The sequence below is a fragment of the Microbispora sp. NBRC 16548 genome (genome assembly GCF_030268985.1).
In the GTDB taxonomy this organism is placed as follows: Bacteria; Actinomycetota; Actinomycetes; order Streptosporangiales; family Streptosporangiaceae; genus Microbispora; species Microbispora catharanthi.
In genome coordinates this window covers 345,125-358,771 of sequence record NZ_BSSF01000004.1, presented here as the reverse complement: position 1 = coordinate 358,771, position 13,647 = coordinate 345,125, and the positions used below count along the sequence as shown (strand labels likewise).

Sequence of the window (13,647 nt, the reverse complement as noted above, 5' to 3'; positions counted from 1 at the left end):
TTGAGGAGGTCCGGGTTTCGGAGGTCCGGGATTCGAGGGGGTCCGAGTTCGAGGTTCCGAGTTCGAGGGGAAAGGCCGCCCCGGACGCTCCGCGTCGACGCGGAGCTCCGGGGCGGCGATGACGGTTACCTGCGCTGGAACCAGCGGTAGAGGGGCGAGTCCGGTCCCCACTTACCGGGGCGGCCGTGCTCGTCCTTCGTGACGAAGACGCTCGGCTCGGAGGCGGTCACGCCGCCGCCGGTGGAGCGTGCGGTGACGAACCAGGCGTAGGCCGTGTCGCCCTTGAGACGCTTCCAGGTCACCGAGGCCACCTGACCCGACGGCACCGTGCTCGTGCCGATGACCCGGGTGGGCTCGTAGATCGCGAGCGAGTCGGTCGTGAAGCTCGTCGTACGGGTGGTGAGATCGACCGGCAGCACCATGTTGTCCTCGCGGCCGTCGTAACGGCGCAACGGGTCGAACTCGCCCGCGCCGAAGTCGTTCAGCAGCGGGGAGTAGGTGTCCACGGTCAGCTCGGCCCGCTTGACGTTGAACTGCAGCAGCCGGAAGAAGCTCGCGCCGAACTGAAGCTGGTCGTCCGGGTTGTATCCGCCCACCTGGGTGAGCCCGAGGCGGTCGGCCGAGACCGTGTAGAACTGGTAGTCCGCCAGCAGTTCGACGACGCCCTTGCCGACCTGACCGACCTTCGGCTTCACGTTGGTGGCCACGCCGTGCTCGTGCCCGGCGAGGATGAGGAAGACGTTCGGGTTCTTCTCGACCACCGTCTTGTAGAGCATCGAGCCGTCCGGCGCCGAGAATCCCGCGCCGCGCCCGTCCGGGTTGGTGCTCGGCACGAGGTAGTCGTGCGAGAGCAGGATGCCGTTGCGGTCGGGGAACCGCTTGAAGACGGAGTCGGCCCACTCGGCCTCCTCCCGCGTGACGCCGTACGACAGGCCGACCACGACGAAGTCCAGCCCGCCGGCCGAGAACAGGTCGTAGTGGTTCTGGTTGTCGCCGTCCTTCCACGGCCCGCCGTACTCGGCGTGCTGCCAGCCCTGCGCCGCCGACTGGTAGCGGCCGGGGCCGTAGTACTTGTTGTAGATCGCCCCCGGCCCGTCCTCGGTGCCCGACTGGTTGTCGTGGTTGCCCGCGATCACGCCGTTCGGGATCTTCGCCTCGTCCAGGACGCTCTGCTGCCTGGACGACACCTCGAACTCGCCGACGACCTGTCGCTGTGCGGCCTCGTCCGCGGGCTTGCGGATGTTGTTCTCGATGAGGTCGCCGGTGTGCGCGACGTAAGAGATCTTGCGCGGGTCCTTGTTGTCCTTGATCCAGTTGACGATCCCGGCGTACGCGGACTCCCACACCGCGCGCTCTTCGGCGGTCTCCTGCTCCACCGCGCCCTCCGACAGATACTGCGTGTCGGTGAAGTGGACGATCGAGAAGTCGTACGTGGAGGGGTCGGCGAAGCCGTTCGGGTCACCGGGGTCGATGTCGTCGGCGAACGGGTCCTCGCCCGTCACCATCACGTGGACCTGCTGCCCGTCGACGTACCGGTCGCCGACGACGGCGGTGAGCGCGGTCTGGCCCTCGGCGGCGCCGCGGGAGCTCGTCAGCAGATCCCACGCCCGGGTCTTGGTGTTCCACGCCCGCAGCGAGACCAGGCGCTCGGGGTCGACGACGCCCTCCCAGCGCAGGACCGGGGCGTCCACGTGGCCCTTCACCTGGATGTCGTACCGCTGGTAGGTGACGTCCCGGCCGGCGGGCGCGTCAAGTGTCGCGCCGTCGGCGGGCTCCAGCCCGGTGGCCTTGACCTTCTTCTCTCCGGGCACCTCCAGGGTCGTGGGGACGGTCTCGGCCACACCCTGGAACGCCTGGTTCGGGGTCAGGATGTCGGCTTCGGAGAACGTCGCCTTGACCTGGCCTCCGCCGGGCTCGGCGACCTTCGCCGAGAGCGTGACGGAGCCCGACACGTCGACGGCTCCGGACGCCGGGGTGAGCTCGGCGGGGGCGTCCGGGATGCCGGCGGACTCGAACGAGACCTCCCGGGTGGCGGTGTTGCCGAGCGAGTCCGCGGCGGTCACGGCGAGGGTGTGCGAACCGGGCCGCAGTCCGGGGCCCACCTGGGCGCCCAGCGCGATCGCCTGCCCGTCGAGCGTGACGTCCGGCCCGGACACGACGCCGGAGGCGTCCTCCAGCTTGACGTCCAGCACGACGGAGGCGGTGATCTTCTCGCCCGCGGCGGGGACGCTCGTGGCGACCTTGGGGGCCGAGTTGTCGGTGATCAGCGTACGGGTGGCGGTCTCGCCCGTGGTCGAGGTCGCGGCGACGGTGTGCTTGCCGTCCTTGATCGCGGTGGTGTCGAGATCCGCGCTCAGCCCGGCGGCGGGGGCGTCCACGAGGAACTCGAGGTCGATCTCGGTCAGCAGGTTCACGTTGTCGCCGCAGTTGCCGTCGCCCATGCTGTAGGAGCTCTTGAGCGTCTGACCGGCCGCCGTGCCCCGCACCGGGGTGAGGGCGATGTTCGAGATCGCGAAGTCGTCGCGGTTGTTGCCACACGACGTGGGATAGGTGCCGGTCACGAAGTCGATCGTGTTCCAGCCGGGCACGAGGTACTCGTTCGGGAAGGTGAAGTCGACCCGCCGGCTCACGAAGTCGCCGTCGAGCACGACCTTCCGCCCGTTCACGAGCAGGTAGTTCTGGTAGCGCGCCTCGATCGAGTTGGTGCCCACGGTGAAGCTGAGGGTCGCGTCACCCGAGCCGAGCGTCCGGACGACGTGCACCGCCGGGGCGTCGATCGTGTAGCGCAGTTCGACCTCGCGGAGGGCGGTCTGGCTGCTGCCGCAGTTGCCGTCGCCCAGGTCGTAGGACGGCTTGACGTCATGACCCGTCACGGTGGCGCCGTCGAGGGCGAGGTCGAGGTTCGCGATGGTGAAGTCGTCGCGGTCGGCGCCGCAGGACGCCTTCCAGTCGCCGGTCACGACCTTGACGGTGTTGTCGCCGGGCACCAGGAACCGGGCGGGAACGGCGACGGTGACGCGCCGGCCCGCCCAGGTGCCGCCCAGGTCGATGCGCTTGCCGTTGACGAGCAGGAAGTCGTCGTACTTGTCGTCGATCGAGTCCGTGCCCACGTCGAAGCTGAACATCGCCGCGCCGTTGCCCAGGGTGGCCTTCGTGGCGGGTTCCGCGCCGTCGACGGTGAGGGACGAGACGCCGCCCCCACCGGCGGCGGGCACGTTCGCGTAGATCTGCGTGGTGCGCGCCACCAGCGTGCCGTCCGTGGGCAGCAGCCGGGGCGCCCCGGCCGGGGCGTTGTTCACGGTCACGGTGTGCTTGACCATGGCCCCGGACGCGGCCTTGGCGGTGATGGCGTGCTCGCCGTTGGCCAGCGTCGTGGTGTCCAGGTCCGTGGCGAGACCCGTGGTGCCCTGCGGGTCGCCCTTGACGAAGAACTTCAGCGTGGCCTGCTTGAGCAGCGCGGTGTTCGAGCCGCAGTTGCCGTCGCCGAAGGACAGGGTGTAGGGGTTGTCCTCCCCGTCCGCGACCTCACCGAGCAGTTCGAGGCCCACATCGGACAGGACGAAGTCGTCGTAGTTGGTGCCGCACGAACTCTGGATCGTCCCGGCGAAGATCTCGACGGTGTTCTCGCCCTTGACGAGGTGTTCGTTCGGGATCTCGATGGTCGCCCGCTCGTTCACGAGGTCGCCGATGTCGCTTCGGTAGACGCCGTTGACGAGCACGTAGTTGTGGTAGCGCGCCTCCGTCGAGTTCGAGCCGACGTCGAAACGGAGCCTCGACACGCCCACCGTACGGGTGGCGTTCAGAGCGGTGCCGTCGACGGCGAGCTCGGTGACGCTGTCACCGGCCGCGGCCGGAACCGCCGTGACCTTGACGGTGCCCTCGATGTACGAGCCGCCGGCGGGGCTGAGGGCGGGCGGGGTGGGGGAACCGGTCGGCGTCGGGCTTGGGCGTCCATGACCCGCTGCTGCCGGGTCCGGGTCGGCGTGTGCCGCCGTCACGACGCCGCTGACGAGCAGCGTCGCGACCAGGGCGATCACGGCGGCCACGGCGAGACGACCTCGCCTGTTCAAGCCTCCCAGCAGCTTTCTGGCTGCCACTGGCTGCATCAGGTGCAGTCCCTTCCATCACAGTGCATAAAGCGCCGATAAAGCGGCGCGGTCTCGAGCGGTCACAGTGGATCTCGCGAGTGAACGACGTGCGTGAAGAGACTGAAGCAAAGACGAACTATCGCCTCATTCTGGTCATCCGTTACGAATCAGGAACGACTAGGTCACAACGCCCGCAATTCCGCAAAGCACAACACAGTGGCGAACTTCGTGCGCATTCATCCCTTAATGTCCAGAAAGGGCACTTCTGCCGGCGGAGCACCGGATGAGCGAGCGGCGGCCGTCGGGGATCATAGGGCGTGGCAGGTCCCGGGACAGGAAGGCGGGCTTGATGGACTTCCGCGACGACGTGGATCTCGACGCGTCACAGGTGGAGGAGGGCGGAGGAGGGTTCCCGGGCGGCGGGCTCGCGATCGGCGGGGGCGTCGTCGGTGTCGTCGCCCTGGTCGTCGCCCTGGTCCTGGGCGTCAACCCGGCCGATCTCCTCAGCGGTGGAAGCTCCTCGTCCGGCGGGTCCACGGGCGCGCGCCCGGCCTCGGATCTGACGTCCCGATGCAAGAAGGGCAGCGACGCGGACCAGTCGGAGAAGTGCCGGGTGGTGGGTGTGGTCAACAGCGTCCAGAAATACTGGCGGGACGCCTTCGCCGAGCGGGGCAAGCAGCCGTACCGCAACGCGCGAACCGTCCTGTTCACCGACGCCGTGAGCACGGGCTGCGGCCAGGCGAGCTCGGCCGTCGGCCCCTTCTACTGCCCGGCCGACAGCCGGGTCTACCTCGACCTCGGCTTCTTCAACGAGCTGGAGAGCAAATTCGGCGCCAAGGGCGGGCCCTTCGCCCAGGCGTACGTGATCGGTCACGAGTACGGCCACCACGTGCAGAACCTCCTCGGCACCACCCGGCGGGTCGGCGGCGACAGCCAGGGGGCGGACAGCGCCTCCGTACGGCTTGAGCTTCAGGCGGACTGCTACGCGGGGGTGTGGGCGAAGAACGCGGTGGACACGGGGTTCTACGAGAGCCCGTTCACCGCGGCGGACATCCAGGAGGCCCTGGACGCGGCGGCGGCGGTGGGCGACGACAGGATCCAGGAGCGCACCCAGGGCAGGGTGGACCCCGAGGGATGGACGCACGGGAGCTCCCGGCAGCGGGTGAAGTGGTTCACCACGGGATACAAGACGGGCTCTCCCGCCCGGTGTGACACGTTCTCCGGCGCTGTCTGACGTTTTCCCTGTGGGCTGGACGCTTACTGAGGTTTTTCCGCCGCGAGCTACTGGCGTTCCCCTTGTGACGTGCATTGTGGGGAGACAGTCATCGCGACGGCGGGGGGCATCCGATGACGCAGGGGCTGCACCAGTTCATAGCGATGGCGGGCCCGTGGGCCTACCTGGTGGTCGGGCTGATGGCCTGCGCGGAGACGGCGGCGCTCGTCGGGCTCGTGGTGCCGGGTGAGCTCACCCTGCTGATGGCCGGTTTCCTCGCCTACACGGGGCATGTGAGCCTGCCCCTCATGATGGTCGTGGCCGGTGTGGGCGCGGTCGCCGGGGATTCGATCAGCTACCGGATCGGCAGGCGGCTGGGGCCTCGCGTGCGCGACAGCCGGCTGGGCCGCCGGGTGAGCGCGGAGCGATGGGACCGCACCGAGGACTTCCTGCGGCGGCGCGGCGGATGGGCCGTCCTCTTCGGCCGCTGGGTCGGTCTGCTGCGCGCCCTGGTCCCCATGCTGGCCGGCATGGGACGCCTGCCGTACACGAGATTCCTCGCCTACGAGGTGCCCGGCGGGCTGGCCTGGGGGGCGGGCACCGTGGGGCTCGGGTACGCCGCGGGGAGTTCGTACGAGCTGGTGGAGCAGGTCTCCGGGCGGGTCGGTCTCCTGGCCGCGGCCGGCCTGGTCGCGCTGGCCGCCGCCGGCCTGGGCGTCCACCGGCTGACCCGGCCGCGAACGCCGGTCGCGGAGTACGCCAGGGCCACGCCCTCCGGCCGCCCGGTGAAGAGGTAGGCCGCCGCGCCGGACGCCGTGGGAAGCCGTTGACCCGCGACTTGAACAGTGTGCAAAACCTCGTCCTGCTCGCGACCGACCACGTGTGGCGTCCCGCGGGCCGTCGCGCTCACGGCCGCGCGCGTGCGGTCAGCGACCAGATGCTCCAGGCGAACCAGCCCACCGGGATCTCGATCAGGTGGGCGAAGAACCAGAACAGCAGCACCGCCGCCGTGGCCGCCCCGGGTGCGACGCCGAAGCCGATCAGCGCGAGCGCGGTCGCCGACTCGCTGATCCCCGATCCGCCGGGCGTGATGACGGCGGTGGTCAGCACCCGGTTGATCGCGAAGGCCGCGACCGCCTCGGGGACGGCGACCTCGGCACCGGTCACGCGCAGGCATCCGACGAACAGAACGCACTGCAGCGCCATGTAGGCGACCATGCCGAGCGTGAGCCGGGGCCACCGCGTACGAGTGATCTCGATGGTGGAGTGACGCAGGTCGAGCAGGAAGTCGCGCAGGCACGGCTTACGCCTGAGCGGCAGGAATCGGACCACCCGATCCAGGCCCCGCCCCAGCAGGTCGGCCACCGCCTCCCGATGAAGAGCTGCCGACATGGCGACGACGACGCCGACGAGCAACGCGCCGCCGACCCCTGCGGCCGCCGCGAGCCGGCGATCCGGCATGTACCCCGCGCCGAGCAGGCAGACGAGTCCCACGGCGGGGAGCAGGAAGCGGGACAGCAGGTTCCACACGCCCGTCACGACCGTCGAGGCCACCACCGGCCGCCGCCCGAAGCCCCACCTGGTCATCATGGTGAAGGTCATGGCCACACCCACGGCCCCGCCGAAGGGCAGCACGTTGCTGGCGCCGCTGCCGACGCAGTTGACCAGCAACGCCCGGCGCCTGCTCAACCCGGGCAGGGAGTCGCTCAGCACGTTCGAGTACACCCACAGCCCGGCCAGCCACACCCCTGTAAGCACCGCCATCGCGCCCCAGCCGACCCGCACCAGGCGCTCGTCGAGTTGCCCCCAGGTGACTCCGGTGATGTGCGGAAGGAACGAGATGAGCACGGCCGCCAGCGCCAGGGAGACCAGCGACATGACGACCCTGCTCCGGGGCGCGCGGCCCGTCGCCACCTCTGCCTCCGCCGAAATGGTCTCCACGCCGATTCGCCGCCTCCGCACTGTCCGCTTCATTCCGCTTTCGCACGCCAAATGGATAACAATCCTTAATATGCCTATTTGAGCAAAACCGACGGCAAGCTTGCGGAAATCCCGGTGCCGCGACCGCGCATTGATCACGGATCTTCACCCGCGGCCGGAACCCGGCCGCGGCACTTGATCGTTCAGGTGGGCGGCTGACACACCTCATCGACCGTCGACAGGGAGAAACACGTGGTCTTCAAGCGGATGCTGGGTGCTCTCGGGGTGGGCGCCCCCTCGGTGGACACCGTACTGACCACCCCACGAGTCCGGCCGGGCGGCGTGCTCACCGGCGAGGTGAGGCTGTCCGGCGGCGACTTCGACGCCGAGATCGAGGACATCACTCTCGGCCTGGTCGCCGGGGTGGAGATCGAGCACGGCGACGGTGAGAGCGCGGGGCTCGGCGAGTTCTCCCGTGCCCGGGTGTCCGGTCCGTTCACCCTGCGCCAGGGCGAGAACCGGAGTATCCCCTTCCAGATCCCGGTGCCGTGGGAGACCCCGATCAGTGAGATCGACGGGCAGCGCCTGACCGGCATGGCGCTCGGCGTACGCACCGAGGTGGCCATCGCGAAGGCCGTCGACAAGGGCGACCTCGACCCGATCGCCGTTGAGCCGCTCCCTTCGCAGTTCCGCGTCCTGGAGGCGTTCCTCCAGCTCGGATTCGCCTTCAGGTCGGCCGATCTGGAGGCCGGCCACCTGTACGGCGTACGCCAGGAGCTGCCGTTCTACCAGGAGATCGAGTTCTACCCGCCCCCGCGGCACGCCAGTGTGGTGGGAGAGGTCGAGCTCACCTTCGTGGCCGACCCCTCGGGCCTGGAGGTGATCCTGGAGGCCGACAAGCGGGCCGGTCGTCACTCCGGCGACGCCGTCGGCCGCTTCCGCGTCGGTCACGAGGACGCGGCGCGCATGGACTGGCCCGGGGAGATCGACCGCTGGCTGACCGGGCTCGCCCTGCACGGTGCCCATCACGGCGCACCGTACGGTGACCACCACGGTGGCTACGAGCACGGTTACGGGCCCGGTTACGGGCACGGCGGCCACCACGAGGACCGCGGCGGCCCCGGCTGGGGCGCGGTGGCCGCGGCCGGCGCCGCCGGGGTCGTCGGCGGCCTGGTAGCCGGCGAGATCGTCGAAGAGATCTTCGAGGACGACGAGGACGAGGGCGGGGACGGCGACTGGTGACCCCCGCCCGACGCCCCCGGGACGGCGCCGCCGGACACGTCTCAGGTGAGAGGTGAGGTCTCGTTCAGGATCGGACGCCGGCTGCGGTCTCCCGGACAGAGGTGAACCGGAGACCGGGCCGGCGCTCGGCGGACCGGTGCGGCAGCACCGCCCGCGACATTGCCATCGCTTGAAGTGTCGCCGTCCACAAGCGCGATCAGCTGGGTTGTAGCGTGACAGCGGTCACATTCAGTGACGTCACGCAAACAGGAGGTTACGCATGATCCGTCGACTAGTCCTGGCCGGCGCGGCCTGCGCCGCCGGGATCGTCGTCATGGCACCGATCGCCGCCTCGGCGGAGACGGCAGCCCCGCGACAGCCGGCCACTACCGCACAGGCCGGCCTTCCGGTTCACGCCGACGGGTGGGGACACGGCGGGTGGGGTCACCCCTCGAGCCGCCCCTGGCACAGTGGCTACTGGGGCCGTCCGCTCGGCTACTGGAGCCGCCCGCTGGGCTACTGGAGCACCCCGGTGGTGCTCGTGGACGGCCTCTACGGCGACGACTGCGGGGCCGACTACTACGTCACCCCCTCCTGCGACTGAGGCACGCGATAGGGGACCTCATGAGAGATCCCGCCTGAGGATCGCAAGCACGACCCTCGATCGAGCACGCGCTCGACGGGGGATTTAAAAACCCCAGGTTGTCAGCAGATTTTGCTGACAACCTGGGGCCAAAGCCGGCCGTGATTTCCAGATCTTCGGATACCGTTCGTAGCCATTCCGTCTCTCTTCGTGCATGGCACGACTTCCTTCGATCCGGAGCGCGCGATGAACGGCCACGACAGACCTCGCTCTCCCCGGCGCCCCGGGCGAGCGCCCTACGGCCCCGGCCGCACGGCCCGGCCCAAGCCGCCGCCGTACGCGTCGTCCCCCGGGCGGCGTGACAGCACCGGCGGCGAACCTCTCGACCGGCATGAGCCGGAACCGGAGCCCTCCCCGATACCGCAGGCCGGGCGCCATCGCTCCCTGCCGCGGCCCAAGCTGATCCGTTCACTGATCGTGACCGGGGCCGCGGTCCTGACCGCCGTGAGCGTCTGGGCGAGCACCAACACCGCAGGTCCGGTGCCGGGCTCGCCCCCGCCTGCCGGCACCGTGGCCACGACGGCCCCCGATACGGCCCGATCCGGCACCGCTCCGTCGACGCCCGCGCAACCGCCGCCCGGCCACCGCCTCCGCTCCCGGCACGGCGGGAAGGCACTGCGGGGGCGAACCCGGCGGCACCACGTCCCGGCTCATCCAGCGAGGCACACGCGGCCTCCCATCGCGCGCCCTCGCCCGCATGAATCCTGATTTCTGCCCTCTCCTCCCGCCTCACCATCGGCCGGCGCCCTGGGCCGCGCCGTCTCCCTGACGCCGCTTTCGGCCTCCTCGCATGAGGCGATGAAATGACGGCAGCCGCCCCATCGGCTCCGGCATGCCCGCCTGGCACGTTCCAGACGCGCCGGGGCTCACGTCGTCCGCCGGACGAAGGCACGGGTGACCGCGGTGCCGGCGTCGCCCAGGAAGGCGGCCAGTTCCTCGGTGATGAGGGTCTTCTCGACGGCGACCGTGATCTCCTCTGTCGCGAACTCGGCCACGGCGAGCTCACGGCCGAGATCTCCGCTTCTTCTGACGCGGACGCGGAGCGCCGGCATCGGGCGTGCGTCCTCGACGGGCTGAAGCAGTTCCAGCGTCGCCGTGCCGATCTCGTCCATGGGGATCGTCAACTCGGGGGCGAACTGCCTCTCGTCGACATAGGCGATGATCCGGTTGGCCTGGAGTGTGTGATGGATTACTGCAGGGCAGCTATGCAGCAACTGGGCGCGACGGAATTCCACTGATGGTTGCGACGGTGATGACACGAATCATCCACCAAATCCTTTCTGTGCAATCACGTCCCCGATCGTTTCGCCGCTCGATGCCAGGAAAGTTTGACGCATCAGCACCGGCGAAGGCGACCGTGCATCCGGAAAATCACCTTTCCTCCCTTTCCGGCTCGGCCGCGCTATTGATCACCTGCATGAGTTCATCGGCGAGGCGCGCGCACTGTTCAGTTGTATAACCCGTGGGGACGCGGAAGATCAGGCGTTCTCCGGGGCCGGTCCGAACGTCGGCGATGTCCCACCCGATCCACTGGCTGATAGCCAGCGCCTTGACGCTGTCCGGATCCATCTCCAGCCCGGCCGCGAGAGCCTCCAGTCGCCACAGATCAGGCATCCGCGACACCCGGCCGCTCAGCACGTCGGTTATCCACTGGGCGGTGAGGCTTTGACCTGTGCTCCCGCTCACGGACCTCAGCGCGAGCGTCCGGATGCTCATCCCCTTGTCCGCCACATAGTCGCGGATGCAGTCGCTCAGGGGGGTGGGGGGCTGGTCGGGTGTCACGCGCTGCGACGGCATTCGGTTGTCAGCTCCTCGACTCTTTCTGGCCGCGATCGCCACCATCATGCCCGCTAGATCCTGACGACAGGGAGCAAACCCCGACGAAGCCGGGGATCAGTTGTGTCAACAAGATGCGTCATAAAACGCCGTGCTTCACAAGATTTATTCGCGGAAACCTTCCGTTTTCACGTGCGGCCGTGCGCTCGGTCGGATTAGAGTGCGACCTGCAGTCGGGACGTCAGCAGAATCTGATGATGAAGTTTCCATCGGAGAGGTTCGCTATGGCGGGAAAGCCGCAGATGCACCTTCGGAGCGTGGCGCTCTTGCGCGCCTTGATGGTCGGCCACAGTCACAGCGTGGCCGATTTCGCTCGCCGGGCAGCCCTTACCAGGCAGTGCATCGATGGTCTGCTCAAACGAGGCACATGCCGCCGCACCACGGCGGACGCCATCGCGGCGGCAGCGGGGGTGCGGACTCTCGACCTGTTCCGGCCCTTCGTGTCGTCAAAATCTGCTGACACACACGAGGACTCGTGATCGCATTACGCGTTTCCGATCCGGGTCACCCCTGATCCTCGGCGGAGGATCTCACGGGGAGTCCGGCTCGAATCGCCTCGACTGCGGTCCTGCGCATCCCGCTTCGCCGTCGCCACACCGCCGGCTTCCGGGATGTGCGTTCGATCCGAAAGCAGCACACCTCAGGAAAGGAATCGTCTCTTGACGATGAAGAAAGCCCTCCTCACGGGGGCACTCGCCACCGCTGCCCTGATCACCCCCGTGGTGCTGGCCGCCGAAGCCGCGAGCGCGGCGAGCACGGCGTCGCAGGCCACGAGCAGCGTCTCCCGCCCGGTCGACGCCTCCAGGCGCGGGCCGGATCCGCGCGCGGACATCCGCGTCCACCAGTTCGTCCTGAAGGGCAAGACGTACATCCTCCCCAGCTGCCAGTACGTCGTCAACGGCGGCGTCTACGTCTCGCCGACCTGCGGGGCGGGCCTGACCCGGCCGGTGTACCTCCTGGCCGGTCGCACCTACACCCTGCCGGGCGACTGGTGCGACCAGGCCGTCAGCGGCCTGCCCGGCCGCTGGTACGGCCTCCCCGGCTACCAGCTCGGCACCGGAATCCACGAGTACGTCGTGAGCGGGCGCACCTACGTGCTCCCCAGCTGCCAGTACGTCGTCAACGGCGGGGTCTACGTCTCGCCGTCCTGCGGGGCCGGACTGACCACGCCGGTCTACATCGTCGGCGGCCGCCGATACCCCCTGCCCGGCAGCTGGGGCTGTGACTCGTCCCTCGGCCTGCCCGGCCGCTGGTACGGCCTGCCCGGCCGCGGGTACTGGAACCCGGGCCACAACTGGGGCGGCGACCACTGGGGCGGCCACTGGGGCAACGGCTCCTGGGGCGGCCACGGCGGCCCCGGTGGTGCGGGCGGCGGCTGGGGCGGCCACGGCGGTCCGGGCGGTCCCGGTCACGGCGGTCCAGGTGGCGGCCCCTGGGGCGGCCCCGGTCACGGCGGCCCTGGCCAGGGCGGTCCCGGCGGTCCCGGCAACGGCGGCCCCGGTGGCCCCGGTGGCCCCGGTCACGGCGGTCCCGGCAACGGCGGTCCCGGCGGTTCCGGCGGCTGGGGCCACCGCTAACCGGTCACCTCAGATCAGCCGGCGCGGTGAACGGGAACGCCGCGGCGCCGGCGACGACAGCACCGAAATGCTCTCGGCGAGTGCGCGCCACCGCCGAGAACGGCGAGGGACGTGGGGGTAACTAGTGGACGTCCCTCGTCCGGTCCGCGGCGGAGTTGCCTTCCGGGACACCGGATGATCGTTTCCATTCGCGCCCCGCTACCTGGAGCAGGAGCGCGAATGGAGACGCGCCGCGAGAGAGCGGCTGCGACCGGCATCGTCGCAGCCGCTCTCCTTGTCTCGTCTCACCTGTGGACCGTACCCGCGTCCCGATTCCCTCACCCGCGAGGCGGCCGGCGTGACGGCCCGCTGTCGGGCTTCGCCCGGGACGAATCCGGTACGGCCTCCGACGAAGGGAACCCCCTCCGATGACTCTGGACTGGTGCATCGAGGTGGCGCTGCTGGGCCTGCTCACGCTCTCGGCCTGGCCGCCCCCACATCGAACCGGCCCGATCCGGCGGCAGCCGCGCCTGCTCGGCGACGTGGCCGAAGCCGAGTTCGACCAGCACACGCGCCTGTACGTGCTGACGCACGTCCGCGCCGAAGGAGCCACCACCACGCCGCTCGTCGCCGATTGGGACCAGATCACGACGTACGCCGCACAGTGCTCCGACGAGATCGACACGCTCTATGTATGCGTGCTGCACGGCGTGCAGAAGTGGTACTGGCAGTGGGGCCTCATGACCGACGCCCCGGCCGATGCGACCGCAGGCAGACGGGGCGGGCGCCCGCGGCACGCGCAGCCGTACGGGTGCCGGCAGCGGCTCGACGCGGCGCTGGAGGAACTGGCGAAGCGGCGCACGCCTCCGGTCTGCCGGTTTCGCCGGCGTCCCGGAACCATCGGGTGATGAACGCCCGCAGGGTCGCCTGCTCCCCGGGGTGGTGCCCCTCACCGGACGAGCAGGCCGGGCAGCGGCCCGGCGGAGGGCGCGGCAGGGTCGCCGAGAGCACATGCGGGGGCCTCGGCGACCCATCGACCGGACCGTCCGCGCGGTCTCGCCGCCCCGTCGCGCGCGGCGTCGCTCGGGCAGGCGGGGCGCGCGGCGTCGCTCGGGCGGGCGGGGCGCGCGGCGTCGCTGCCGGCGCCGCCCCTGCCCGGGTGGGCATCGG

General features: G+C 69.9%; 10 protein-coding genes. 6 read left to right on the top strand and 4 right to left on the bottom strand.

Annotated features, from left to right (window positions below; all coding sequences use genetic code 11):
* Nucleotides 1-125: 125 nt before the first annotated feature.
* On the bottom strand, nucleotides 126-4,070 hold the full coding sequence (locus QSK36_RS12810; protein ID WP_285782535.1) for a metallophosphoesterase: 3,945 nt from the start codon (nucleotides 4,068-4,070) through the stop codon (nucleotides 126-128).
* Nucleotides 4,071-4,437: 367 nt separating this feature from the next.
* On the opposite strand from QSK36_RS12810, the gene ypfJ reads away from it, so the two are divergent.
* Together ypfJ and QSK36_RS12800 are read left to right on the top strand one after the other, a co-directional pair.
* A complete protein-coding gene (ypfJ, locus tag QSK36_RS12805) occupies nucleotides 4,438-5,322 on the top strand; it encodes a KPN_02809 family neutral zinc metallopeptidase (RefSeq protein WP_183537705.1) in 885 nt (294 codons plus the stop codon).
* Between the two features lie 113 nt (nucleotides 5,323-5,435).
* A complete protein-coding gene (locus tag QSK36_RS12800; RefSeq protein ID WP_183537706.1) occupies nucleotides 5,436-6,098 on the top strand; it encodes a DedA family protein in 663 nt (220 codons plus the stop codon).
* A gap of 109 nt (nucleotides 6,099-6,207) precedes the next feature.
* Here the strand turns inward: QSK36_RS12800 and QSK36_RS12795 are convergent, their stop codons facing one another.
* Nucleotides 6,208-7,242, bottom strand: coding sequence for a lysylphosphatidylglycerol synthase transmembrane domain-containing protein (locus QSK36_RS12795; RefSeq protein ID WP_285782534.1), 1,035 nt, complete (start codon nucleotides 7,240-7,242; stop codon nucleotides 6,208-6,210).
* A 231-nt stretch (nucleotides 7,243-7,473) separates the two neighbouring features.
* Between QSK36_RS12795 and QSK36_RS12790 the strand changes: the two genes are divergently transcribed.
* A complete protein-coding gene (locus QSK36_RS12790; protein ID WP_285782533.1) occupies nucleotides 7,474-8,463 on the top strand; it encodes a sporulation protein in 990 nt (329 codons plus the stop codon).
* 259 nt (nucleotides 8,464-8,722) lie between these two features.
* Complete coding sequence (locus QSK36_RS12785; RefSeq protein WP_183537709.1) at nucleotides 8,723-9,046, top strand: hypothetical protein; 324 nt, start codon at nucleotides 8,723-8,725, stop codon at nucleotides 9,044-9,046.
* 905 nt (nucleotides 9,047-9,951) lie between these two features.
* Here the strand turns inward: QSK36_RS12785 and QSK36_RS12780 are convergent.
* A complete protein-coding gene (locus tag QSK36_RS12780) occupies nucleotides 9,952-10,320 on the bottom strand; it encodes a hypothetical protein (RefSeq protein WP_183537710.1) in 369 nt (122 codons plus the stop codon).
* 136 nt (nucleotides 10,321-10,456) lie between these two features.
* A complete protein-coding gene (locus QSK36_RS12775) occupies nucleotides 10,457-10,930 on the bottom strand; it encodes a hypothetical protein (protein ID WP_182898049.1) in 474 nt (157 codons plus the stop codon).
* A gap of 650 nt (nucleotides 10,931-11,580) precedes the next feature.
* Here QSK36_RS12775 and QSK36_RS12770 point away from each other — a divergent pair.
* Together QSK36_RS12770 and QSK36_RS12765 are read left to right on the top strand one after the other, a co-directional pair.
* The gene (locus tag QSK36_RS12770) at nucleotides 11,581-12,498 is read left to right on the top strand and encodes a hypothetical protein (protein WP_285782532.1); all 918 of its coding nucleotides are present in this window, start codon (nucleotides 11,581-11,583) and stop codon (nucleotides 12,496-12,498) included.
* A gap of 407 nt (nucleotides 12,499-12,905) precedes the next feature.
* Nucleotides 12,906-13,385, top strand: a complete 480-nt coding sequence (locus QSK36_RS12765; RefSeq protein WP_285782531.1) for a hypothetical protein — start codon at nucleotides 12,906-12,908, stop codon at nucleotides 13,383-13,385.
* Nucleotides 13,386-13,647 lie beyond the last annotated feature (262 nt).